This is a genomic window from Echinicola rosea, from assembly GCF_005281475.1.
GTDB lineage: Bacteria > Bacteroidota > Bacteroidia > Cytophagales > Cyclobacteriaceae > Echinicola > Echinicola rosea.
In genome coordinates, this window is sequence record NZ_CP040106.1 from 441,263 (window position 1) to 468,102 (window position 26,840).

Sequence of the window (26,840 nt, forward strand, 5' to 3'; positions counted from 1 at the left end):
TTGGCACGGGGAAATCGCTTTTAAACTATTAGTCAAGAGATGTCAGCCTGACTCTTTTTACCAGAATCAAATTACTTCATGGGGTTAAAAGCGATTTCCCTAGTATTTGCATCATTATATCATTAATCCAAATACCGTAGCATCGCCTCTACCAAATAATAATCCCCATAGGTCAATGGCACGTCCACTTCGGAATTTTCAGGAATGTGCCCCACACCGTGCTTGAGGAGGAACCCTCCATTGGTGCCTTGGTCGGCGATGTACTCGTCGGTGGTCAGTGTTTGAAGCATGATCTCTGCATCCATGTAATAGCTTTTTGCCTTTTCTGCATCCACATACTGCGATAGCTCCAAAAGTGCGGATGCCATAATTGCCCCAGCAGAGGAATCCCTCAACTCATTCGGGATATTTGGAGCATCAAAGTCCCAATATGGGATTTTATCCTCGGGAAGATTGGGATGGGTCAGGATAAAGTCCGCTATGGCCACCGCTTGGTCGAGGTATTTTTTGTCCTTGGTCACACGGTACATCACCGTGTAGCCGTAAAGTCCCCAAGCCTGTCCTCTCGCCCATGCTGACTCGTCTGCATATCCCTGAGCGGTGCGTTTTTGTTGCACTTCTCCTGTCTCAGGATCGTAGTTGATGACATGATACGAACTGTTATCTTCTCTAAAATGATTTTTGATCGTGGTATCCGCATGCTTGATCGCAATGTCATAATAAGTGGAATCACCCGTGGCAGCAGTAGCCCAGAATAACAATTCCAAATTCATCATATTGTCGATTATCACCAAAAAATCACTTCTTTTGGAATCCCAAGATTTTATCGCGCCCACTTTTTCGCTAAAGCGGCTGGAAAGGGACTTGGCACTTTGGATCAGGATATCTTTGTATTCCGGCTTAGGATCCAATCTAAAGGCATTGCCAAAACTGCAATACATCATAAATCCCAAATCATGGGTATGGGTATTGTACTGCTCTTTTTTCAGCATATCCAGCGCCCTTAATGCTTCTTTTTTCAGCTGCTCATCCTCTTTATATTCATTCAGGTACAATAAGGTTCCGGGATAAAATCCACTGCACCACCAGCCTGACCCACTGCCTTCAAACTTATCTGTATCAGGATGATAAGTCTTTGGGAATTCGCCATCAGGCAAGCGGGTCATCATGTACTTGTATTGCTCTTCGGCACGGTCCAGCGTACTGCCAATTTGCTTTTCCAAGCCCTCCTTTGCCGTAGCTGTTTTTGCTGAATACTCTTTCTCCGCTGTACCCTTTCCGCACCCTGCTACCATTATTCCTGCCACTAAGGCCAGAAAATACCATCGCTTTTTCATTCTTCTAATGTTTAATAGGTTATTGTTTATTTCTTACAGTTATTCATTATTGGTTATGATAGCTTCAATACCTTTGGATGTTGGTACTTTATTCCATTTAGGATCCCTCTTTATGATTTTTTCTTTAGGCTCCTATCTCCAAAATTGCTATCTGACACATCTAGGTGAGCTGCAAGCTCAATGATATCCCGTACCGGGGCACAGCCCTCGGCATAACCGTTCTGGCCCTTAACACTTTGCTCTTTCTTCTTGGCTCTCTGATCTAGACTTTTACTTTACCTCCAAAATCCTCACTGGACTGGTCTTGCCCTCTGCCAGTCCTTCTCCATCGATTTGCTCTACTTTTTGGACAAACAGGTGGAATTTACGCTGGGCCTTCCACAGTTCGATATCGTAGCTAGGTTCCCATTGGCCAAGGCCATGCTTGGTAAGGTCCACGACCTCCCAAGCAGCATTTCCAATATCGGGCGTAAAGGCTAAAGACGCCTTATGTTCCCGTTCTTCATCATTGAAAATCAGGTAAAGTGCTTTCTTTCCATTTTTTACATCCACCAATACTTGGGGCCGTGAGATGGGAATACGTTTGGTTCCGCCGCCACCAAGCATAAATACGCTCTGTCGAAAGCCTGGACTACTTTTCTTCCATTCGCCTTCTTCCTGATAGATGATCTGATATTGCGTGAGTCCACCATCATTCCAATAGGTCGCAATGTAAGGGTTGCCGTGATGGTCTGCTGTGATGGCAGTCTGATTGATCAAGCTGCTGTTTTGGGGGATTTTCCAGGCATATTCTGCACTTTCCAAATTAATGGGCAGGGTATAGGCGGCACCAGTAGATTTCCCCCAGGTTTCTCCACCATCCGTTGAGCGTGCATAAGCCATATCATGGTTGGTACTGACATCATAGGTTTCCCGCCATACCCATGAGAGATGAACAGTACCATTTTGGTCCACGCAAGCTTGCCAATAGGCATTGCGCTCACCTTCTCCATCGATCAGGTTTTGGTGCAATTGCTCCCAACGACCGGCCTTGGCATCATAGCGGTTAAGGACGAGATTCCCTCTGCCAGACTCTCCAGAGCGATATAAAAACAATAAATCGCCATTGGGTAAGTTATGAAACTCGGGATAGGTTACATCCTGCTCCAGCATTCCCGTCATGGATTGTTTCTCTCCGAGTTCTAAACTGAGCGGTGCCACGCTTTTGGCATACCTCAATGGATTATTGTGGTGATCCCAACTGACATGCAAGAAACCCTCACCGTCCACTGCGATGCTGATGGTATTGTGTGCATCGGCCGTGTTGCCAGTGTAGCGAGTTTGGTGAACCTCCCAGTCCTCCTCGCCCAGCTTTCTCTTTGCCAGCACCAAATGGCTGCTGGGATCATAATAGGCCGTAAACTGGGTGTCATCATGGGTGGTCAAAGAGCTTCTTCTGAACACCACCGCATTCACGGAATTATTGGCCCAGCCATCGCCCACCACCGTAGCATCTACCTCCTCACCTAGCGGCTTGGTACTTTGGCAACTTGTCAGCAAACTTCCCAACAACAATAGCCCTGTAATGACATCAATTTTTTTCACGCTGGTACTGATTTAATTCTTAAATTATCCCGATACAACATTCTCCAAGATTACCATGGACTTTACCCACAGCTTCCAAGCTCTAGATTGGGATGGTACTTTGCTCTTGGCTCTTTATTCTTTTATCTAAATAACCTGAGCTCGACTTAATTTTTGTATTAAAAGCGTCATTGCGAACCCTTTTAAGGAGGATGTGGGTTGGAAAAGAGTGTGGCAACTCGCCGCGGCGAGCTGCCACGGCTTCCACCCCTCATATCTCCCTCTAAGCCTCGCAGTGACGATTTTATAATCGAACTGAGGTAAATACTTACTTCGTTGCTTTATCCCTTTTGGCATCACCTCCGCTCCAGATACGCTTTTGCGTCCAAGGCTCTTCAGCATCCGACCAAAAAGGTGCACCTGCAGGAAGTCCCAACACCAGAAACACCTCTGCACATAGGTAAAGGCTCCCTGTAGAGATATAAGGCTCTGCCACCTCCGGCTGATGGCCATAGAAGCCCAGTGTCAGCCAACCATCTTCGTCAAACATATCCGCGGCTTCCATGTGCTTACGAATCACCGCTTCCAAGGCTCCTCTCACTTGTGAAGGCTTCACCTTTTCTGGCAGCTGCTGCCACAGGGCTATCTGGCTCAATGATTGGAAAGCACCAAATCGATAGGCCATGGACCTGCCAATAATCGGATATGTCCCGTCCGGACCGATAAGCCGCTCTTGGATCGCTGCATAGCGCTGCGCCCGTTCCAAGAACAGGTCAAAATCCCTTCCCATATTGACTTCTTTTTCTTTGAGTACTTTGGTAATGTCCAATAGCATTGGCTGGATCACAAAGCTGTTATAATAATCCCAGTGAAATTCCGGACCATCGCCGTACATACCATCTCCTAGGTACCATTCCTTGTGTTTGTTCAGGGGATATGCCAACCGCACCATATCTGCTTCTCCGTCAAATTTCAGCAAAGCCGCTTCGACCATTCCGGTAAAAAGCAGCCAATTGCTATAATATGGGGAAATGACCCTCGAAGATTTCAACGCAGCGATAACATTGGCTTTGGTTTCTGCCGAAAGGGGCTCCCACAATTGCTCCGGCGCCCTTAATAGACCTTGGGCAAAAAATGCTGCATCCACCAAAGGCTGCCCATGCTTGGTGAAATTCATAAAGTCAGGCCCTTCCGGGTCAGTGGCATTGTGGATGGCCTTTCGCGCCAAAAAAATGTACTTCTCTCGCAGCTGACCTTCCGGAGTCTCATCAGGCCCTAGCTCCAGCCAAGGTGCCATTCCAGAAAGTAAACGACCAAAAGCTTCCAAATAGGTTACTTCTTCCCTGCCACCGTAGTGGTCTTTCGTCTTCTCGACTGGCATGGTTGCCTTCAGCTTGTTTTCGCTCAATGCTACCAAAACAGGATCTGCAATTTTAGTCAAAGTGTTGACATAATATTCCCTGCTTTCGCTTCCGTTCTGTGTTTCTTGCGAAAAGACCATTTGCACCCCGCTTACAAAAATTAGACATAGGGCAATTGGGACTGATTTCAGTATTTTCATATAATATAATTTTTGCTTATTGGCTCTAAGGAATCCCGCCTTGACCGCCAGACAGGCGCATACTAATCTTCCTCATATCTCCCTCTTCGGCCTTCGTACTACGGTCTTTTTTCTTTACTCTTTATATCTTTATTCTTTCACCTGGTCCTATCCTAATCGGCTACGGACAGGTCTTTGATTTGAATTTGCCTGAACATCACTCCTTGGCCTTCCGACTGGAGTCCGATGTAGCCTTCTGTCAAAAGCTCCCCGTCCACTTTGACCGCCGGATCAAACCCATGGGCCACTTCACCGCCAATTTGTGGTTTGGTGTATCGCAGCACGGTATCGCCGTTGACCATATGGATCACCAGTGAATCTTCGAAAACAATCAAATCTGCCTTCACCCATTCGTCCCAAGGGTAGGTCGCTGAGGTGGAATTAATACAGTGCCTCGGATCCATCTCGCCTTCAAAATATACTTCTGTACCCGGTGAACACATATTCCCTGTGGGCCGCTCCACTCCGGCCTCAGCTTCTGCCAGCATTTGGTATTCTACTGAAATAGGCCAGTCCTGCTCTTTCAAAATACTTTCAGGGGATTGGGAATGGAACATTACGCCGCTGTTTCTGTAGGTGTAGCTCGGCGCATCTTCCAGCCATTCTTCCGTAAACCGGTATTCCCATTTCAAATGAAAAGTGGAAAAAGGCTGTTTGTAAAACAAATGTCCATAGCGTTCATCAAATCCCTCATCATAGCCGTCATAGCTGACCAAAATAGCCTCATCCTCCACCCGAAAGGTATTCCGATAATTTTCACCTGTATGGTGGTGGTGGATTTTGGGTATCCATCCATCAAGATCCTGGCCATTAAAGAGGGGTTGCCATTCCGGCGCTGCTGCTTTTTCGGATGTCACCTTATCGGGAGAGCAAGAGGTCCCGTTTAATAAAAAGGCAGTTGCCACTGCCAAAATCTTGTATTTCATTTATTCCGGTCGTTTATTCCCCTCTAAAATAAACCATTGCTTTTTAACAGAAAAATTGGCCACTTGGAGATTTTACAAAACTTACCCCAAGCGACCAATTTAAATCCAAAATTATCAATAGCCGGCGTTTTGCGTCAGCTCTGCATCTTTGTTCAGATCAATCTCCGTCTGCGGAATGGGCATCAAAAGATGATCTTCGGTCAGCCCATTGGTCGTCTCCAGGGCTCCATCTACCAAAGGTTCCTCACCAGTGAGCCTTTTGGCCCGCTCCACCAATGTGCCGGTACGTACGAGTGTTTTCCGTCTGTTTTCCTCTGCCAACAACTCTCTTACCCTTTCGTCAAGAATAAAATCCAAGTCAATATCCGATGCACTCACCATATCAGCATGGGCCCGATCGCGTAGGACATTGATATCAGCGGCAGCACCGTCCAGGTTTCCTTGCTTCATCCTTGCTTCTGCCCTTAGCAGGTATGTTTCACCTAATCTCATGAGGATAAAATCCTTCCACATCCCCCAGCCAAAGTTGTCCCGCTCATCATACTGGCCCCATTTAAGGGTATAAGGAACGTATTTATAAATGGTATCGGCGGCAAAGATCTTCAAAGAAGAACCATCGCTGAGTGTAAATTCCGCATCTTCACCATAAGGTACTTCTTGCCCCCTGATCGCATCATACCTTGATTCTGGATTGTTAAAATACAAGGTCCGCTTAAGGCTAAACTTAGAATTCCTCATGTCGTTATCCTCGTAGAGGTCGTAAATCACCCAATTGTTCAGTCTCATTCTGGCAATCCCCCTGCCTCCAGTGGTATCAGATGGATGCATTCCTGGGATATCGTGATAAGAAGCTACCCAAACCCTTCGCTGCTGAGGTGCTCCTGAGCTTCCTCCCACAACATCGGCTGGATTTTCTGCCTCCAATACCCAAATTCCTTCGGTATTCCCTTGGCTTCTACGTTGGTTTCCAAAAAGGAACATATCAGAAAAGGCATCACCAGGATCATTAGAACGGACGCCGTACCTCTCCCTCACCAAGCTCAACCTGCCGCTATTGATGATCTCAGTACATTGTGCTTCTGCGTTAGCATCTTCTCCTCTTCTCAGGTACACTTCCGCCAGTAGCTGTCGGGCCATTTCCTTATTGGCACGCCCATCGTCTGCAGCATCACCAATTTGGGGCAGAAATTCTACTGCCTCCAGTAAATCTTCCAAGACGACATTATCCACCTCAGCCACAGTGGTCCGTACAAAGTCCGTCTTGGGTGCTGATAATGGTTCTGTCAACAAGGGTACATCACCAAAATGGGTGACCAAATTGTGATAAGCCAATGCACGAAAGAATTTAGCTTCGGCCCTGAATACAGCCATCTCCTCAGCTGTTACGCCTGCCACCGGGTCTCCAGAAGTACTTTGGATCAGGATATTGGCATTATTGATCAGTCTGTAGTAAGAACCCCATATCTTACGCGCCGCGTTGTCAAGAGAGTTCAGCACGGCATAATCAAAATGCGGCCTTGCATCGCCATTTGAACGTCCTGCAGGTGCCCACGCGATGTCCGTACCCAGCTGCCATACACCGCGGATGGTTTGATCATCAGTGGTGGTAAACATGGTACCATACTGGTAATGCAATCCAATCACAGCAGCTTCAAAGCCCAGCTTGTCGTCCAGCACCTCTGGCGCATAGCTGTCCAATACTTCTTCGTCCAGAAAGTCTTCGCCACATCCGGACAAAACGCCCATCAAACACAGGCCACTGAAGAATAGTTTTATATGTTTTTTCATAGGAATATTCATATCAAGGGTAATTAAAGGGTTAGGTTAAGACCAAAGGAAATCGTTCTGACCAAGGGATAGTTATTTTCCCAACCATCAGATCCACGCGACACCTGAGTATTTTCAGGATCCCAACCAAACCAATTGGTCCAAGTGGCCAGGTTTCTGCCTGCCGCATAAATTGTCAAACCACCGATATTGTACCTGTCCAAAAATGACGGTGGCACCACATAACTTAACCTTACATCTTTAAGCCGTACATAGCTGTAGTCCTCTGCAAACTGATAGCCTCTGTAGCGATTATACGCCGCCAAAGATGGCCAGTAGTCGCTAGGATTATCAGGTGTCCAGTATCCGTAGTCTGCAGGAAGATTTCTTCTCCACGCCTCATCCGCATAGGTCAAGTCCCTGTTGGATTTCAAACCACCCTGAGAGGTCTGGATAAAGATACTTAGGTTCCAGTTTTTATAACGGAACGTATTGGTCAATCCGCCCATCCATTTTGGATCCCTTTGGCCTAAAATCACACGGTCTTCGGCCGTAATCTGACCATCACCATTTTGATCTTTAAACTTCAGGTCACCGGGTTGCGACACAGGATCGACAGCGGAAATATCCTCGCCTTCTTGCCAGATACCTTCTTTTTCATAGTCATAAATCACCCGAAGTGGCTGTCCGATAAACCATTGGTTACCAACATCATCTCTACCATCTCCATATAAATCGAGGATCTCATTTTTATAGGTCGAAAAGTTTAATGATGTCTCCCAGGTAAAATCACCCCGCTCGATGTTCACGGTATTCAAGGTCAGCTCAAATCCTTTGTTCTGCATTTCACCAAGATTGGCCCAGACACTGTTATATCCTGTGATGGTCGGGAGGTTTCTTCTCAGCAAAATATCTTCCGTTTTGGTTTGATAAACCTCCACCGTACCACGGATCCTATTCTGAACGAAACCGAAGTCCACCGCCAAGTTAGCAGAAGTAGTGGTTTCCCAAGAAAGGTTAGCATTACCCAATGTATTATACAATACCCCCACCTGCGCAGCACCGGAAAATGGCTGCAGGACGGTATTGGCTGTAGAGACCGTCTGATTTGGATCAATCGCTTGGTTACCGGATTGCCCGTAAGAGAACCTCAATTTCAATTCTCCCAAACCAGTATGATCTTTCATAAATTCCTCATTGTGAATATTCCAACCCAAGGCCATGGAAGGAAAAAGGCCGTATTTACTGGTATTGGCTCCAAAAGCCGAATACCCATCCCGTCTGGCTGTCACGGTCACCAAGTACCTGCTGTCGTAAACATAGTTTAACCTTCCCATCTGTGAAAGTAGCGTGTAGTTATTGGCGTCTGACCAAGTGGACTGCGTAGTACCCGCTTCCATTCCGTTATAAGAAAGGGCATCATTGATGAAACCCTGTGACTGGCCACTAGAATAGAAATAATCTACGCTCTGTGCACTATAAAGTGCGGTAATATCAAAATGGTGCTTATCAATATCCTTGGCATAGGTCAGGATATTCTCTACCACCCAGTTGGCTCTTTCCGTATTGGAGACATTAGCTGTTCCGTTAAGGTCATAAATCGGCCTTCCGGTGTATCCCGCAAAACGATCGAAGTTGTACACATAGGTGGCATTGAACCGGTATTTCAATCCCTCGACAAATCCAGGGGTAATGTCTGCATATCCTGAGCCTGAAAGCGTCCTTCTTCTGTCCAAGCGGTCAGTAGTCAAACCCAACAGTGGGTTTTTGAACAATTGCTCGGGATTCATGGGGAAAGTAACATACTCGCCATTTTCGTCATAAGGTACCGAGTAAGGGCTCATGGCAGTGGCTTCCAGCCAATTTACCCGGCCACCGTCATAGTTATTATCGGTAAAGAAGGAAGAAGTCCCCACTTTCAGCCAGTCGGTGATCGTGGCGTCTATGTTGGTTCTGAAATTGGTTCTTGCGTACTGGTAGCCTTTTACGACACCTTTTTGCTTCAGGTGGCTACCGGATACATAATATTGAATCTTTTCGGTACCTCCAGAAATGCTCAGGTTATGCTCTGAGATCCTACCCGGCTGTGTGGCTTCATCCAGCCAATCCGTGGTAATCCCTGCTTCATAGTTTTCTACTTCAGAAGCATTCGGAAGGATATTGGTCTGTGGCTGGTTATTGGCAGTGAGGTAATCTGCATATTTCTGCACATAAGCATCTGGCCCCATTGGCTCCAGCACGTGAGACATACTTTCAAAGCCTATGTACCCACTATAGTTGATCTTCGGAGTGCCATCGGTTTGGTTACCTCTTTTGGTGGTCACCAAGATTACGCCATTGGCACCCCTGGTTCCGTAAATAGCTACTGCTGAGGCATCCTTCAAAATCTCAATGGACTCAATATCACTGGCATTCAGATCATTGATTGCCCCAAAGAATGGCGAGCCATCCACCACAATAAATGGACTGGTATTGGCATTGATGGAGTTTACCCCCCTGATCTGCATCCCTCCTGTGCTACCGGGAACAGAAGATCCTTGATTTACGGTAAGCCCAGCGGTCGTTCCTTGTATCGCTTGGGTAAGGTCTGTCACGGGCAGGTTGCTCAGACGTTCTTTTGGCACTGAAGCCACCGAACCGGTAATATCGGAACGCTTTTGGGTACCATATCCGACGACTACCACTTCTTCCAGCTGGCCCATGTCCTCGCCAAGACTAATGTCCAATTCGGAAGCGTTTCCTACAGGTACGTCTTTACTACTGTAACCGATAAAAGACACCGTCAAAACGGGGGCTTCTGTCGTAAGGTTCAACGTAAAATTCCCGTCAAGGTCTGTTGCTGTTCCATTGGAAGTCCCCTTTTCCAATACCGTAGCCCCTGGGATGGGCTCCCCTGTCTCCTCATTGGTAACGACTCCCATCACCGTTTTGCCACTGGATTGGGCAAATGAAAAACTGATACATAGACAGAACACCATTAATGCGCCTGCCATTTTTAATAAAATGTGCTTCATAGTTTTTTAGGTTAATTGTTAATAATTACCACTATCAGAAATAAGCTCCTTGCAACTATGGATCGAAAACATTTCTTGAACTTCCGTCCAGTAGTTCTTTGCTGATGATTCTGGCCGAAATATGGAAATTTGAAACTTTAAATGTAAATTTAACACTCATTTAACGGTAATCTTAACCGTTAAACACACCTCATAAAACCGTCTAATTCACCAATTAAACCCTATTTATAGGTATCCAAATCCTTCTTAACCCTTCATGGACAAGCGAGAAAAAGATCATATCATAGCACAAATCACCACCAGCAAAACCTTCAGCCGTGCCCCTTCAAGTTGTGTACTGCTTCGATTCTTGGCTGATGCTACATTGGATGGCAGAGACCTTAAAGAAACTACCATCGGGATGGAGCTTTATGGTAAATCCTATGAAGACGAAAGGAGTGCTGCAAACATCCGGGTCAATGTCTATCACCTGAGAAAAAAGCTGGAAAAATATTATCAGGAAGAAGGCGCAGATGACCAGTGGCAGGTCCGCATCAAAAAGGGACAATATCAGGTAGATTTTATCAAAAGTAGGGAAGATGAACCCGCTACGAACCGGACAAAGTACGGGATCGCCTTGGCAGGTTTTATACTATTGCTGGCAGTGGGCTTTTGGTTGATCAGCAGAAAAACCTACACTCCACTCTGGCAAGCTTATTTTGAGAACGGCAAAGAGACCACCCTTTTCATCGGTGACTTTTTTGGCATCATGGGCACCACCGCGACTGGAGAAATAGGCTGGAATCGGGATTATAACATCAATAATATCGAAGATTATTACCGATACCTTGAAGAGCATCCAGAAAAAAAAGGGGAAATCAACCCCGCCAATTACCCGTATGTCACTGGAATGGCAGCCAATGGCACCATGAATATTTCAAGGCTCTTTCACCGACAGGACAAAGACTTTGACATCCTCTTCAGCTCCCAAACCACCATCAAGGACATTACTGAAACCAATTCCATCTACATCGGACCAATTAAAAACGGCAATTTATTCATCGACTTTTTCAACGATGCCAATCCACATGTTTCCATTAACCATGGCATGCTGGATTTTCAAGATCCGGAAAAAAACATCGACACACTCGTCAACCTGAGCGTGGATGATGGCCAAATTTACGAACATGCCGTCGTCTCCCGCTACAAAGGCCCCAACGAAACGGAGCAATTTGTTTTCTTCTCCGATCATGACATTGGCGTGAAAGCGACAACTGAAAAATTCACCGATATAGAATGGCTGGAGCATGACTTTAAACAACTCCTAAATGATTCCCAATACTTCACGGCTATTTTCCTTGTAAAAGGCAAAGACAGGACCAGCATGGAACTGGAACTCTTGCTTTGGGATGTCCTTGATGACCAATGAAGGGAGAAGTACGAAGGTAGAAGTGGGAAGTAATCGGGCCATGGGCGGATCAAAGCGGTTCGAGATTCCTGTCCGGAGCGTGTCGAAGAGTGCATTATCGAACCGAAACAAAGAGGATTGGTAATTCTCCCTGCTTACAGAAACAAGTTCCTAAACCTTAAAATACCATTGTACGATCTTCAAATTCTCAATCCACGTCAAAAGCCCCAACAACCTTCAGCTTATCCCCACTCAAATCCACTTCAAACAAATGAGGGATTCGGATATAGCGGCTATTTTCTTCACGATGGCTGTGCGCTGCCATGAGCCATGTCCCGTCAAAGGTCTGGAACAACATCCCATGGCCAAAATTGGCTGGTGTGATGGGCTTTTCCTCTTGGATCCACGGCCCTTCCAGCTTGCCTGTTTCCGAATAGGCCACCCCTTGGGTATACACATCATAGACCCAACTGGTCCAAATCATACCCAGCCGACCATTCCCAGTGCGGAAAAGGTAAGGGCCATCCGTCACTTGACTGGGAATGACTTCACCCTCCACCTCTCGGCGGCTCCATGACGAAGCACTAGCCTTAAACAGTAATTTGCTGCTTCCGACCGTCCCACTCAGATCGGGCTTTAGCTGTATCATTTCCATAGTACCATCGCCCACCTGCAGCCATTCATGACAAAAAATCAAATAAGGAATCTCATCCTCTACCCAAAACGTACCATCCAGCGTGGCCCAATCTTCCGGCAAATAATTTTCTTCCCCTACTGGCCTGTAGGGTCCATCTGGCTCCTCACTTACCAATACATGACTGGCACGACGCGGTACTTCCGTATCGTCCACCGTATCGATAATGGTTCGTTGATTGGTAAATGTGGCAAAATAATAGTACTTCCCCTTGTACTCGTGCAGCTCCGCTGCCCAAATCGCCGGCCGGTCACCAGCCCAGGAAATCTCACTTGCTTCTGCCACCCGGAATGGCCCTGTCCATGCTTTTAGGTCCTTGCTTTTCCAAAGCAATCCTCCAGTACCTGTCATATAGTACATCTCAGTCTTATGATCGGCCAAGATGCATGGATCACTTAACCGAATAGAATCTAACGGAATATTTTCCCTTACCTTCCACTGGGCCGTGGCGAGTTGATCAAAACCGATGGTCATCAACAAGGTCAAAACCGCCCACTTAAAATAGCTATGTTTCATAATATTCTTTATTTGGCTAATCAGTTCTTTTACCTGATTTAAAGACCTTTCTAGTTTTTACACTTGCAAGGTTTATGTCAGTATTCAATCGACGGGCTCCACCCCTTCAGTGGTCATCTGCACACGCTTAAGGGTTCCGTCAAAATTGTAGTGCAGGGGATCAATGCAAACCGATCGGCTGTAACTGGTCCCTCCGCGCTGCATCCCGCCATTGTGGTAGATGAAGTACCAGCGATCTTTAAATTTCACAATAGACTGGTGATTGGTATTGCTGTTGCCTGCGATTTCGTTTAGTATGCCCTGATATTCCCAAGGGCCTTCTATGCTTTCTGAAGTGGCATAAGCTATTTTTTCAGGAAATCCAGACGCATAGGTCAAATAGTACTTGCCATCCTTATGATGAATCCAAGGAGCCTCCTCAAAGACAAATCCATCAAAGTTAACCTCCTTGATTTCACCGTCTATCTCGATCATATTGTCTTTCAGCTTGACGTAGTAGCACTCGCCATTTCCCCAAAAGATCCAAGGCTGCCCGTCATCATCGGTAAAAATCGCTGGGTCAATGCAAGCCCAAGAATGATCCGAGGCAAAACAATCCTCATTTGTCAACAAAGGCTCCCCCAATGCGTCCTTAAATGGTCCCGCAGGATTATCCGCCACTGCCACACCGATGCCTGTCCAGTTGGTGCTGATATACCAATAATACTTCCCATTACGCTCAGCCACATGTCCAGCATAGGCATCTCCACTCTCTGCCCAAGCAAAGTCCTCTATTTTTAGCGGCACTGGATGCTCTGTCCAGTTGCTCATATCTGTGGTAGAAAACACCAACCAGTCTTTCATCTTATACCCTTTTTGGCCTCCTTCAAAGTCATGACCAGTGTAGAGCCAAAGGGTATCTTCCAGCACCATTGCCGCAGGATCAGCCGTATATTTGTGGGTAAAAAGCGGATTTCCCTTTGCCGTAATATGATAGTACGTTTCAGGTGCTTGGCCATAGAGCAACTGTCCTGAAAATGCCAAAAACATAACTGTCAATAAGGTTTTAAGTATTTTCATAAGGTCGTTTTAGGTTTTATGATTTCGTAACGCTAATCTAGCAACTCTTCCGGGACGCCGCCCCACTTATTCTGTAGGCGTTTGGCTTCCGACTTGGTAATACTGATCACACTGCCATGACGAGGATAAAAATCCTTGGTAAAAATACCGGTGGTATCTGAAAATTCGAACAAATCAGAACTACGTTGATATTCATATCGGTGATCTGAGTAGAGGTCATACATAAGGAAATACTCCTCTTTGCCATTTAGTTTAAATACCGATGAGCCTTCCACACGTGTGGGCTTGCCAGCATAAATGTCCACATACCTGAAATCTTCCTTCCATGGCCCTTTCAACGATGGACTCGTGGCTTGCTGGATCCCATTCTTGATTTCTTCCCCATCCTTATTTCTGGTATGGCCTTTATAAAACAGGTGATAAACCCCATCTTTCTCGACAATATCACCATCAATCGCCCCGTATTTAGTTTTATACATCAGCTGGGGCGCAGCTTCAAAACCCGTAAAATCTTCATTGGCATAGGCACTGTAAAAATCTAACCGATCATCATAATAAAACCTTACGGTAAAATAGACCAAATATTTGCTCACTTCACGATCATAGATCACTTGGGGTGCCCATACCCATTTTACGTCTTTAAATTGCTCAGGATAGCTGGCTTCTAAATCTACCCAACTGTGGCTCCATTCGATCAAATCAGGAGAATGTAACAGTACCACGCCTGGATTATGGTCCCAGCCATTGGCTTTGGTAAACATATCCGTAGCAACCATATAAAAATCACTGTCATCGGCACCCCGTAAGATATGTGGATCACGTACCCCGCCTGTTTGGGAGATTTCCGAAGATGAGAGAATCGGCTGATTTTGGTTCAACGCCTGCCAGTTTACCGCATCTGTACTGACGGCAAAGCGGATCTGCTCTTGCCTATCGGCCTCGCCTCCCCCTTCAAAATAAGCGAAGAGGTATCCATCATATTTTCCTGGCGCTGTCGAACAGGCAGCATTCACCATCAAAGCAACCACTGCCAACAAATTCCTAATGGTCATTTTCATAATTTCTTTTTTATTCCTCTATGATTTATGAAAGTCCCTCATTCAAAGTCCATCTCTAATCCCCAGTGTGTGGCCAGTTTCTCTGCCTCTGGTCCAGTAAGGTGTACCACTGCCCCGTGTTTTGGCGAACTGAAATTGGTGGCCTGCATCACGCCTTCGTTAAAGTGCCCCAAATCATCAAAATGCTCAAAATCACGCGTTTCCCTGAAGCCAAAATTATGAGGCTGAATCCCGTAAATATCATACATCAGCACCCACTTTTCCTCCCCAATCCGCTTCCAAACATTCGGGGCTTCACTGGCTTCTGGCTCCGTATCATACCAAACGGAATCGTATTGATAATCTTTATTGATCGACGAGGAAACGGCCTGTTTGATCCCCGGGATACCATCATGTGGGGTATAAAACATGTGGTACTTATCGCCCACCTTGGTAATGTCGGCATCGATAAAACTCACTTCCTTGGGATATTCGAATATCAACTCAGGCTCAGTCAATAAACTGTCAAAAGCGTCATTGATATAGGAATAGTACATCTTATTCTGTCCATTGCCCCAGCGCATGGTATAGTAAAGCATTAATTTTCCCTCTTTCTCATCAAAGGTAGTTTCCGGCGCCCAAGCACAACCAATCCCATCGTATCCACTGAAAGCATCAGGCAAACTAACCTGTGCCACATCCCACTGGATAAGATCGTCGGATTTCATGAGTACAAAACCCCGGTTATTTCCCCAGCCAAATTCCTCTCCCGGGCGTTGCCATTCCGTATCACGCAGCCCATCCCTCTTGGCAAAAATGTGCAAATCCGTCATCGCAAGGTAAAACGTCCCACCTGGCCCACGATAGATATGGGGATCCCTGATGCCCTTTTGCTCCGCAATGGTATCTCCAGCGATCACTGCTTTGCCAGCATTGATATCGGTAAAGCTATATCCATCTTTGCTAAGGGCCATGTGCAGGCTATGGTCGTCATCCTTAAAATAAACCATCAAGTAACCTTTCATATCACCTTCTTTGGGAGAATTTTTTAGGTTGACTTCATGGGCTATACGCCCTTTTGAGGAGCATGACAAAACACTAAAAAGGCCAATACCACCTAACATTAGCCCTAAAAATCGAAGGAGGTGATGATTCATGGAAATATTGAGTTTATCCGCATTGTTAACTAATTATGAATATCCGAACTAATGCCCGCATAGGCTGAACTAAAGAAGAGGGACGCTCGGGTTGTACAGAGGAGCATGGATTTTTGATGCTTTACCTGTAATCATCCGAGCATTCCGTGAGAATCTTCCTTTCTAGTAAGAAGTGCGGATAACCATACAATTAATTGTCAATTTAACATTTAAAAATCACTTTTGACAACCATTCATAAAGAAAAAGTCCTTACAGCCCCCGCTATACTGTACTGTTCTTTGCTTTATCTGAATTCAGATACTATTTTAGATGCACACTTGTTAAAACCATCATATTATATGAAATCCTCACTCATTACCCTTTTCGTGCTATTCGGTATTTTAAGCTCAAGCATTGCCCAAAGCGATGAGGTCTATCTATTTTCTTACTTTATGGGCAATGGCGAAGATGGGCTCCACCTGGCCTACAGCGAGGACGGCTTACACTGGAAAGCCCTCAACGATAACAAAAGTGTGCTCACTCCAACAGCTGGTGGCGATAAGCTGATGCGTGACCCCTGCATCATCCGAGGTGGGGATGGTAAATTCCACATGGTTTGGACCGTAAGCTGGAATGAAAAAGGGCTGGGCTACGCTTCCTCGGAGGACCTTATCCACTGGTCGGAGCAGCAATTTATTCCTGTCATGGCCCACGAAGAAGGTGCACGCAACACTTGGGCGCCAGAGGTATTCTATGATGACAAAAAGGACCGTTACATGATTTTTTGGTCCACCACCATCAAAGGGCTGTACCCAGAAACGCAAGACACCTTAGAAAGTGCCTATAACCATCGAATGTATTATACTACCACCAAAGATTTTAAGAAATTCTCCAAAACAAAACTATTCTACGAACCTGGCTTCAATGTCATCGACGGCACCATTATCCAGCATGACGGAGAATATGTCATGTTTGTAAAAGACGAAACCAGAACTCCCCCAGCAAAAAACATCCGCATCACCAAAAGTAAAAAGCTGACCAAAGGCTATCCTGTAGCCGGAAAACCCATCACAGGGCAGTATTGGGCAGAAGGCCCTACGCCACTCATGATAGACGGAAAATGCCTCCTCTTTTTCGACAAATACCGTGACCACCATATGGGGGCTGTAGCTTCTACGGACTTCGAAAATTGGGAAGATATCTCTGACGAAATCAGCTTTCCGAAAGGAACCCGTCATGGAACAGCATTTAAAGTCACTCAAGAGGAATTTAAAAAGCTACAGGAGACCTTTTAATATTGTAAGCAGGAATGTACCTAAGAGACCTTTTTGGGACTTATTAACCGATCTAGACGTTTTATAACCTAGGTTTACTTCCACTTATACCACTAAATAGCGGTCTAAAAAAAACCGCCTTTGAAATAAAAGGGAATTATTATTAGCTTTAGTTTAACCAAATATAAGAACACCCAATCATCAACAACCCAAAATATTCACCAATTTAGATGCAGCAACCTAGGGCCATTATTCTATTTACATTATTCATTGCAGCGTCACTGGTTTCCTGTCAGGATGATGAACCAGTTGATTTCAATGCAGAAGTGCGGCCTATTATTAATAATAAATGCATCACCTGTCACGGGGGAGTAAAGCAATCAGGAGATTTCAGCCTCTTGTTTGAATCGGATGCGCTAGCTGAAACCAAGTCCGGCAAACCAGCCATTCTCCCCGGCAATGCAACCGAAAGTGAGATGATCAAACGGATCCTCCATACCGATCCAGAGGAACGGATGCCGCCAGAAGGCCCTCCACTTAGCGAAGAAGAAATAAAAACGCTTAAAAAATGGATAAATGAAGGTGCCAAGTGGCAAGACCACTGGTCCTTCGTAGCACCGCAATCCCCCACAGTGCCAGCGGCAGACTTGGCGTCATGGAACAAAAACCCCGTTGATCGGTTCGTACTGGCCAAAATGGACGAAAAAGGACTCGAGCCCTCTCCTGAGGCAGCACCTTCCACACTTGCCAGAAGACTTAGCCTGGATCTCGTGGGCCTTCCTCCTACTGCCGAAATGATCCAAAACCTACAAAAAGACCCTTCCCTTCAAAATTACGAGCGATTGGTCGATGAGCTCTTGGCCTCAGATCATTTTGGAGAAAAATGGGCTTCTATGTGGCTTGACCTCGCTCGCTACGCCGACTCAAAAGGCTACGAAAAAGACGCCCACCGGGACATGTGGAAATACCGGGACTGGGTCATCAATGCCTTCAATGAATACATGCCATTTGACCAATTCACCATTGAGCAGCTGGCGGGGGACATGCTTCCTTCTCCCTCCAAAGACCAATTGATTGCTACAGGCTTTCACCGTAATACCATGACCAATGATGAGGGTGGCACCGATGACGAAGAATTCAGGGTAGCCGCCGTACTGGACAGGGTAAATACCACTTGGGAAGTGTGGCAGGGCATCACCTTTGCCTGTGTGCAGTGCCACAGCCATCCCTATGACCCTATTCGTCATGAAGAATACTACGAATTTTATGCTTTCCTGAACAATACTGCCGACACAGACGCTTCGCCAGTAGAAAGCCCCGTACTGCCTGTTTTCACGGATATTGACCAAAAAAAAGAAGCCGCGCTAATTCGTTGGGTTGACTCTGTCAAATCCTCTAAACCTACGTATGAACTGGCCGCACTCGTAAAATCCAAGGAAGAAGAGCTGAAGGCCATGAAGACCTATTATCTTCCAATCATGCGGGAATTACCCGAAGAGGAAAAAAGAACTACGCATGTCTTTGAAAGGGGAAACTGGACCGTACATGGAATGGAAGTCCAGCCTGATGTACCAGGCTCCATGCCCGACCTCCCAGCAAACGCCGCAAAGAACCGGCTCAGCATGGCCCGATGGCTAGTAGATCCCCATAACCCACTTACCGCCAGGGTGACTGTAAACAGGGTTTGGGGACAGCTTTTTGGAAAAGGAATTGTCCTTACCCAAGAAGACTTTGGCAGTCAGGGAACGCCTCCCACACACCCTGAACTCTTGGACTGGCTCGCGGTCAATTGGGTTGAAAACCAACAATGGCAGTTCAAAGCACTGATCAAGTCCATGGTCATGTCCGCCACTTACCGTCAAACTTCTCGCGTAACAAAAACCAAACTCCAACTGGACGCAGCAAATGACTACCTTTCCCGAGGCCCCAGGGTCAGGCTGACTGCCGAACAAGTCCGTGACCAGGCACTGGCCGTCAGTGGCTTGCTAAGCAATAAAATGCATGGACCATCCGTCATGCCATATCAGCCCGAAGGAATCTGGCAAGTCGTTTATAGTGGAGCAAAATGGCAAAACGATACCGATGAAGATGCCCATAGAAGGGCCGTTTATACCTATATCCGGCGTACCAGCCCTTATCCTTCTATGGTTACTTTTGACGGCCCCAGCAGGGAATTCTGCGTCAATCGGCGCATAGACACCAACACGCCTTTACAGGCATTGGTCACACTGAATGACCCGGTCTATATCGAAGCAGCACAGGCTTTGGCAAAAAAAATGGAAGCTGCCGGAAGCACTCCTAAAGTCCAAATCACCAAAGGCTATGAACTGGCTTTGTTCTCACCTCCCAGCCCCAAGGAACTCCAAACCCTCGTCACACTTTACCAAAATGCCCAATCCCATTTTCAACAGTCCAGTGAAGGACTGGAAAACCTGGGCAATACTGAAACAGATCCCAAGCGAAACGCCCTGACCATGGTCGCCAACGCCATCATGAACCTGGATGCTTTCATCACTAAAGAATAATTAATCATGACCCTGTCCAGCTGCTCCTACATCTCCTTTCCGATACAGCCAATACAATGAAAATCACGAAATCGATTCCGTAACTAATACAAAAGCCACTTGAAAATGAAATGATAAATCATCATTTTAGATAAAGTCAATTATTTTACACTACAAATTAACAAAAAACATAAATCATATTTTAAAAAACATACACAAAGAAATACATACTGCAATTATCTAAAAAGAAGTTAACGAAAGAAATAAACCTATAGCATTTTTCGTCCAAAAGACCTAAATTTCACTTTAAAAAAATATGGAAGCCACATTCATTAATAGAACTGAAACGCATCATGCAGCAAAAGTCCCACAATAACCGCCGGAAATTCATCAAATCTACCTCTACATTCATAGCTGGAGGCCTACTCTTTCCCCACATCAATTTTGGCAAAGCGCTGGACCCCAAGGCAGCCATCGTTGGCCATGGTGACTTTCAGTACAAAGTCAAAAAGGAATGGGGCACCCAAGACCCCGCCATTTACCCCGTCAAGGACTGTCATGAAATGGTTCAGGACAAAAAAGGAAGACTCATCCTACTGACCAATGAGACCCAAAACAATGTAATGTTTTATGACCGCTCTGGAAAAGTCCTGAACACTTGGGGCCATGATTTTCCGGGTGCCCATGGCCTGACCTTACACGATGAAAACGGTGAAGAATTTTTGTACATCACTGATCATGATCGCCATCAAGTCTTCAAAGCCACGTTGGATGGAAAAATCCTCCTCACCTTAGACTATCCCAAAGAAACAGGCGTCTATGACGGTCCAGAAAAATACAAGCCCACTGAAGTGGCCATCGGCCCGAATGGAGATATCTATATTGCTGATGGTTATGGGCAAAGCTATGTCATCCAATATTCCTCCACGGGGGAATACATCCGGCATTTTGGCGGCAACGGTGACGCAGACGACCAACTCAAGCAGGCACATGGCATCTGCCTCGACACGCGAAAAGGCGACACTCCTGAGCTGATCGTCACTTCACGAATTGCCCATGAATTTAAGCGGTTTTCGCTGGAGGGGGAACACCTCGAAACCATAGCCGTGGGCAACTGTTGGATCAACAGGCCGGTGATCAAAGGAGAGAATCTTTACTTCTCTGTATTGCGCACCGAAACAGCAGAAGGCGATGATGGCATCAGCTTGGTCTTGGACAAAAACGACAAGGTAATCTCTGCCCCCGGCGGTTCTGCGCCTACTTATGTGGGCGGAAAACTACAAACCATCACCTTTGACGGTAAGACCTTCATAAATCCCCATGACGTATGCATTGACGAAGATGAGAACATCTATGTTCCACAGTGGAATTCCGGAAAAACCTACCCGGTACTGCTTGAAAGAGTATAAAGAGTAGCAAACGACCCAAAATGACCCTTCGAAATTTCCATAGTGACATCCTCCTATCCAGCCTATCCGGTATGGCAATGCTAATGGTATGTTGTCTATCCTGTTCGGAAAGCCGGAACACGGACACCGTGGATTTCAATGCAGAAGTTCGGCCCATCATCAATTCCAAATGCATTTCATGTCACGGTGGCGTGAAGCAGTCCGGAGGATTCAGTTTACTCTTTGAAGAAGATGCCCTAGCGGCTACCAAATCAGGCATCCCGGCCATCATCCCCGGAGAAGCACATGTCAGCGAAATGATCAAACGCATCGAAGCTACCGATCCGGAGGAACGCATGCCTCCCGAAGGAGCACCACTGGACAAGGCAGAAATCGCCACGCTTAAAAAGTGGATCAACCAAGGTGCCCAATGGAAAGACCACTGGGCCTTTATCCCTCCCAAAAGACCTGAACTCCCCGCAGTTGATCAGGAAGACTGGGTCAACAACCCCATTGACCAATTCGTGTTGGGAAAATTGGAAAGCAAGGGCTTAGCACCGACTGAGGAGGCTTCCCCTGCGGAATTGATCCGAAGACTGAGCCTTGATGTGATCGGGCTACCGCCCACGCTGGAAATGGTGGAGCGCTTTCAGCAAAACCCCAATGGGGAGACCTACGAAGTCCTTGTGGAGGAGTTGTTGGCGTCACCTCAATACGGTGAACACTGGGCTGCCATGTGGATGGACCTTGCCCGCTATGCAGACACCAAAGGTTACCAAAAAGACCGCCACCGCCCCATGTGGAAATTCCGCGACTGGACCATCAAAGCCTTCAATGCCGACATGCCCTTCGATCAGTTTACTATTGAGCAAATAGCCGGAGATCTTCTCCCTGAGCCCTCAAAAGATCAGCTGATCGCCACGGGATTTCACCGAAACACCATGACCAACGACGAAAGTGGCACCGATGACGAAGAATTCCGCGTGGCGGCCGTACTGGATCGGGTGAACACCACTTGGGAAGTCTGGCAAGGAATCACCTTTGCCTGTGTTCAATGCCACAGTCATCCCTACGATCCCATCCGTCACGATGAATATTATGAATTTTATGCATTCTTTAATAATACAAAAGATGCCGATACTTGGACAGATCGCCCCACGATGCCGGTCTATACCGAGATAGAAGTTGCAGAGCGAAAAAAACTGATGCACTGGCTGGATAGTGTGAAAAGCCATAATACCGCCAACTACCAACTCGCCAAGCTCGTCCAAGAAAAGGAAACCGCCTTGGCAAACATCAAGTCCGATCCGCTCCCTATAATGGCCGAGCTTCCAGAAGAGAAAAGGCGTACCACCTATGTGTTCGAAAGAGGCAATTGGATGACCCATGGAAAGGAAGTAACTCCCGACGTTCCGGGCTCCATGCCAAGCTTGCCCAAAAATGCAGCAAAAAGCCGCCTAGGACTCGCCCAATGGCTGGTAAGTGATGAAAACCCACTGACTGCAAGGGTCACGGTAAACAGGATATGGGGCAAACTATTTGGGAAAGGCATTGTAGAAACCCAAGAGGATTTTGGCTCACAGGGCATTCCTCCCACACATCCAGAATTACTGGATTGGTTGGCCATCCACTTTAGGGAAGACCAATCCTGGCATATCAAAAAACTGCTCAAAACCATCGTCATGTCCGCCACTTACCGCCAATCCTCCGTTGTCACCCCTGAGCTATTGGAAAAAGATCCGGCCAATTACTGGCTGGCAAGAGGGCCACGGGTAAGACTTTCGGCAGAACAAGTGCACGACCAAGCCTTGGCGGTCAGTGGATTGCTCAGCAAAAAAATGCTCGGCCCATCCGTCATGCCGCCACAACCGGAAGGAATATGGCAAGTCATCAACAATTCTGAAAAATGGGTCCAGAGCACCGGAAACGACCGTCACAGGAGAGGCCTTTATACTTATTGGCGTAGGACCAGCCCCTATCCATCCATGATGGCTTTTGACAGTCCCAGCCGGGAAGTCTGTGTCAATCGTAGGATTTCTACCAACACCCCGCTGCAGGCACTGGTAACACTCAATGATCCTGTGTATATTGAAGCAGCACAAGCACTTGCAAAGAAAATGAACCTGTCGGAAGGATCGGTAAAGGATCAAATTGCCTATGGGTATAAACAGGCGCTTTTCGAAGCCCCTACTGAACCGACACTCGGCACTCTCATGACCCTTTACGAAGAAGCCAAGACTCATTTTGGAAATGATGAGTTTTCATTGGTCAACATGGACCAAGAAGTAAAGGATCCAGATTTAAATGCCAAAACCATAGTGGCCAGTGCCATTATGAATTTGGACGTTTTTGTCACAAAAAATTAAAAAAAGCCACTTCGATGAGACGTTTACCTCTACTTCAAAGACAATCATTGACGAAGTGACCAACCATCTAATAAAGAAGACCATGAATCTCTTGGAAGAAATAGCCTATCGAAAAGCGGAACTGAATACCAGAAGACACTTTCTAAAAAAATGCCTTTCAGGCATGGGTACCATGGCCCTGGGGGCTCTTGCGGGAAGCAGTCTTAGTTCGTGCGAAAGGACCGCCGACGCGCTCGGCCAGCTCAGGGACAGTGCCAATCCCATGAATCCTCTTCCCGCCCATTTTCTTCCCAAAGCCAAAAGAGTCATCTACTTGCACATGGCCGGTGCCCCTTCGCAGCTGGAGCTGTTTGATTACAAGCCTGAGCTGCAGAAACTCCACGGGCTGGATTGTCCGCCATCTTTATTGGAGGGGAAAAAATTTGCATTCATCCAAGGGACACCCCAAATGCTGGGGCCACAGTATAATTTTAAGCGCTATGGTGATTGCGGAGCCTATGTATCGGACAGATTGCCCCATTTCAGCCAATGCGTGGACGACGTGGCCTTCCTCAAGGCCATGCACACGGATGAATTTAACCACGCCCCGGCCCAATTGCTAATGCAAACGGGTAGTGCCCGGCTTGGAAAGCCAAGCATGGGATCTTGGGTAACCTACGGACTTGGCTCCGAAAACCAAGACCTGCCGGGATTCGTAGTCCTCGTTTCGGGAGGGACTACCCCCAGCGCCGGTAAAAGTATCTGGGGAAGTGGCTTTCTCCCTACCGTTTACCAAGGTGTCCAGTGCCGCTCCAAGGGAGACCCAGTCCTCTACCTCTCCGATCCAAAAGGAATGAGCCGCGAACTCCGGAAAAAATCCATTGAGGCTATCAATAATATCAACCGTAAACAATTTGAGGAAGTAGGCGATCCCGAGATCATGACGCGCATTGCCCAATACGAAATGGCCTATAAAATGCAAATGTCCGTCCCTGAAACCATGGACATCAATGATGAGCCGGAGTATATCCATAAGATGTACGGCACAGAACCCGGCAAAGCTTCTTTTGCCAACAATTGCCTTCTGGCCAGACGCTTGGCAGAGAAGGGCGTTCGCTTTATCCAGCTATACCATTGGGGCTGGGATGCCCACGGCGCCGCCAAAAGCGAAGCGATCAACCATGGCTTCAAAAACCGCTGCAAGGAGGTAGATCAGCCCATGTCCGCACTTCTCAAAGACCTCAAACAACGGGGACTCCTGGATGACACTTTGGTCGTGTGGGGAGGGGAGTTTGGCCGTACGCCAATGCGTGAAAATAGGGGTGGTAAGGAAATGAAATTTATCGGCAGGGACCACCACCTAGAGGCCTTTACGATGTGGATGGCAGGCGGTGGCATCAAACCCGGCATCACCTATGGTGAGACGGACGAGATCGGATACTACGGTATCAAGGACCGTGTACATGTCCATGACCTTCAGGCCACGATCCTCCACCAGCTTGGTCTAAACCACGAGCAGCTTACCTACCATTTCCAAGGAAGGGACTTTAGGCTCACTGATGTCCATGGAAACATTGTTGAAAAAATCCTCGCTTAAACCTTTCACTGACCACATAAAACAAGTACCGCTATTCCTCGAATGAAAAAGCTATCGCTAATCCTCCTTACCACCCTGATTGCGGTCTTACCAGCCTTCGCCCAATCGATTCCGGCAATACAGCAAAAGCCATCCGACCTTGCCCTGTTCCTGGGAAGATTTCATCCCTTGATCGTGCACTTGCCCATTGGATTTATCCTCTTGGCATTTTTGATGGAAGCCTGTTCCAGGTTTCCCAAGTTTAAACATTTAGGAAGCAGTGTTTCCTTTGTGCTTTTTTTAGGAATTCTGAGTGCAATTGGAGCTGCCGTTTGCGGTTACTTGCTTTCGCTTAGTGGAGAGTACCAGGGCAGTACATTGGATTGGCACCTGTGGCTGGGATTGGGCACCATCTTATTGGCTGTGGCGGCGTGGATTCTGAAAAGCCGACAAATTCCCAAAATATATTTTTCTGTGTTATTAGGCACTGTGGTCTGTCTTAGTTTTACAGGACACCTGGGAGGCAATCTCACCCATGGATCGGATTATCTGGTAAAATATATGCCCAACCCCATGCGAAAGGTCGTAGGGCTACCGCCAAAAGTGAATGACGAAGGCCCTGTCATCACCAATTTAGAAGAAGCCGTTATTTTTGATAATGTCATCAAGCCCATCACCGATGCCAAATGTGAAAGTTGCCACAATCCTGAAAAAACAAAAGGAGACCTGAGACTTGACTCCAAAGAAGGCTTTCAAAAAGGTGGTGAAAATGGCCCCGTATTTACCGCCGGCCAGCCTGCGGAAAGCGAACTGATCAAACGTATCAAACTCCCCCAAGACCATGATGATGTCATGCCTCCGGAAGGCAAAAAACCACTTTCCAAAGAAGAAATACAGCTATTGGAGTGGTGGATCGAAAACGAGGCCTCCTTTGATAAAAAAATAACAGAAGTAAAGACCTCACCGGAAGTACAGGAAATTCTGGATGCCCTGGTCAATCCTCCCCAAAAAGCAGTAAACCCCGTATTTACCATGGACATAGATGCGGCGACAGAAGACGATCTACAGAATTTACGAAAAAATGGCTTTTCTGCGGCGCCTATCGCATCGGACATCCCATTGCTCCAGGTCAGCTACCTCAACACCAGCGCTCCACTGAGCGCTCAGCAGCTAAAGGTATTAAGCAACCACAGTGATCAAATCGTCTGGCTGAACCTTTCGAAGGTCAGGCTGGAAGAAAAATTGGATTATGGCTTCCTGAAGGACTTTGAGCATTTGACGGAGCTTCACATTGACCATACTGCCATCACTGACGAGGAACTAAAAGCACTTAAGAACATGAAATGGCTGGAATACATCAACTTGTACGGAACGGAAGTTTCGGACAAGGGATTGGCAAACCTCCATCCACTCAAGCACCTAAAAACGGCCTACCTCTGGCAAACCAACGCTACACCAACCGGCATCTCCACGCTTCAAGAAAAGCTTCCTGAACTACAAATTCACACAGAAGCCCCTTCCCTGATATTGGTCAGCGCTGATACTACGGAAGAAGTAACGACCAAAAATTGACTGTGTGATGCAAGGAAATGGTTTTAAAAAACATTCATATGAACTATTAGCATGGGACGTTCTTTTGTAGGAACTTAATAAAACGGATATTAGTGTTTTTTATACACTTAAAATTTTTTATCTGGAAAAGCTATGTTATTTTTG

Annotated in this window: 17 protein-coding genes; 7 read left to right on the forward strand and 10 right to left on the reverse strand. The window is 46.6% G+C overall.

Going from position 1 to position 26,840, the window contains the following annotated elements; all coding sequences use genetic code 11:
• Positions 1–122: 122 nt before the first annotated feature.
• From FDP09_RS01955 to FDP09_RS01980, 6 genes are all read right to left on the reverse strand, one after another.
• The gene (locus FDP09_RS01955) at positions 123–1,337 is read right to left on the reverse strand and encodes a glycoside hydrolase family 88 protein (protein ID WP_137401048.1); all 1,215 of its coding nucleotides are present in this window, start codon (positions 1,335–1,337) and stop codon (positions 123–125) included.
• Positions 1,338–1,607: 270 nt separating this feature from the next.
• Positions 1,608–2,921: a BNR repeat-containing protein gene (locus FDP09_RS01960; protein ID WP_137401049.1), complete on the reverse strand. Its 1,314-nt coding sequence runs from the start codon at positions 2,919–2,921 to the stop codon at positions 1,608–1,610.
• A 307-nt stretch (positions 2,922–3,228) separates the two neighbouring features.
• On the reverse strand, positions 3,229–4,461 hold the full coding sequence (locus tag FDP09_RS01965; RefSeq protein ID WP_137401050.1) for a DUF2264 domain-containing protein: 1,233 nt from the start codon (positions 4,459–4,461) through the stop codon (positions 3,229–3,231).
• 152 nt (positions 4,462–4,613) lie between these two features.
• Positions 4,614–5,426 (reverse strand): 3-keto-disaccharide hydrolase, encoded by an 813-nt coding sequence (locus FDP09_RS01970; RefSeq protein ID WP_137401051.1) that lies wholly within the window; start codon positions 5,424–5,426, stop codon positions 4,614–4,616.
• A gap of 114 nt (positions 5,427–5,540) precedes the next feature.
• Entirely contained in the window at positions 5,541–7,214 is a 1,674-nt protein-coding gene (locus FDP09_RS01975) for a RagB/SusD family nutrient uptake outer membrane protein (protein WP_187328771.1), read from the reverse strand.
• A gap of 23 nt (positions 7,215–7,237) precedes the next feature.
• Positions 7,238–10,207 carry a SusC/RagA family TonB-linked outer membrane protein gene (locus FDP09_RS01980; protein WP_137401053.1) on the reverse strand — a complete coding sequence of 990 codons (2,970 nt, stop codon included), beginning with the start codon at positions 10,205–10,207 and terminating at the stop codon, positions 7,238–7,240.
• A gap of 256 nt (positions 10,208–10,463) precedes the next feature.
• On the opposite strand from FDP09_RS01980, the gene FDP09_RS01985 reads away from it, so the two are divergent.
• A complete protein-coding gene (locus FDP09_RS01985; RefSeq protein WP_137401054.1) occupies positions 10,464–11,615 on the forward strand; it encodes a helix-turn-helix domain-containing protein in 1,152 nt (383 codons plus the stop codon).
• Positions 11,616–11,802: 187 nt separating this feature from the next.
• On the opposite strand, the gene FDP09_RS01990 is transcribed toward FDP09_RS01985, so the two are convergent.
• From FDP09_RS01990 to FDP09_RS02005, 4 genes are all read right to left on the reverse strand, one after another.
• The gene (locus FDP09_RS01990; RefSeq protein WP_187328772.1) at positions 11,803–12,804 is read right to left on the reverse strand and encodes a glycoside hydrolase family 43 protein; all 1,002 of its coding nucleotides are present in this window, start codon (positions 12,802–12,804) and stop codon (positions 11,803–11,805) included.
• 84 nt (positions 12,805–12,888) lie between these two features.
• A complete protein-coding gene (locus FDP09_RS01995; protein ID WP_229683296.1) occupies positions 12,889–13,863 on the reverse strand; it encodes a glycoside hydrolase family 43 protein in 975 nt (324 codons plus the stop codon).
• Between the two features lie 32 nt (positions 13,864–13,895).
• Complete coding sequence (locus tag FDP09_RS02000) at positions 13,896–14,921, reverse strand: glycoside hydrolase family 43 protein (protein WP_187328773.1); 1,026 nt, start codon at positions 14,919–14,921, stop codon at positions 13,896–13,898.
• Between the two features lie 38 nt (positions 14,922–14,959).
• Entirely contained in the window at positions 14,960–16,057 is a 1,098-nt protein-coding gene (locus tag FDP09_RS02005) for a glycoside hydrolase family 43 protein (protein ID WP_137401055.1), read from the reverse strand.
• A 339-nt stretch (positions 16,058–16,396) separates the two neighbouring features.
• Between FDP09_RS02005 and FDP09_RS02010 the strand changes: the two genes are divergently transcribed.
• From FDP09_RS02010 to FDP09_RS02035, 6 genes are all read left to right on the forward strand, one after another.
• Positions 16,397–17,332: a glycoside hydrolase family 43 protein gene (locus FDP09_RS02010; protein WP_137401056.1), complete on the forward strand. Its 936-nt coding sequence runs from the start codon at positions 16,397–16,399 to the stop codon at positions 17,330–17,332.
• Positions 17,333–17,541: 209 nt separating this feature from the next.
• Positions 17,542–19,836, forward strand: coding sequence for a PSD1 and planctomycete cytochrome C domain-containing protein (locus tag FDP09_RS02015; protein WP_137401057.1), 2,295 nt, complete (start codon positions 17,542–17,544; stop codon positions 19,834–19,836).
• Between the two features lie 332 nt (positions 19,837–20,168).
• A complete protein-coding gene (locus FDP09_RS02020; RefSeq protein ID WP_137401058.1) occupies positions 20,169–21,224 on the forward strand; it encodes an NHL repeat-containing protein in 1,056 nt (351 codons plus the stop codon).
• A 20-nt stretch (positions 21,225–21,244) separates the two neighbouring features.
• On the forward strand, positions 21,245–23,569 hold the full coding sequence (locus FDP09_RS02025; protein WP_137401059.1) for a PSD1 and planctomycete cytochrome C domain-containing protein: 2,325 nt from the start codon (positions 21,245–21,247) through the stop codon (positions 23,567–23,569).
• Positions 23,570–23,651: 82 nt separating this feature from the next.
• Positions 23,652–25,145, forward strand: coding sequence for a DUF1501 domain-containing protein (locus FDP09_RS02030; RefSeq protein ID WP_137404915.1), 1,494 nt, complete (start codon positions 23,652–23,654; stop codon positions 25,143–25,145).
• A gap of 42 nt (positions 25,146–25,187) precedes the next feature.
• A complete protein-coding gene (locus FDP09_RS02035; protein ID WP_137401060.1) occupies positions 25,188–26,696 on the forward strand; it encodes a c-type cytochrome domain-containing protein in 1,509 nt (502 codons plus the stop codon).
• The last annotated feature ends 144 nt before the right edge of the window (positions 26,697–26,840 follow it).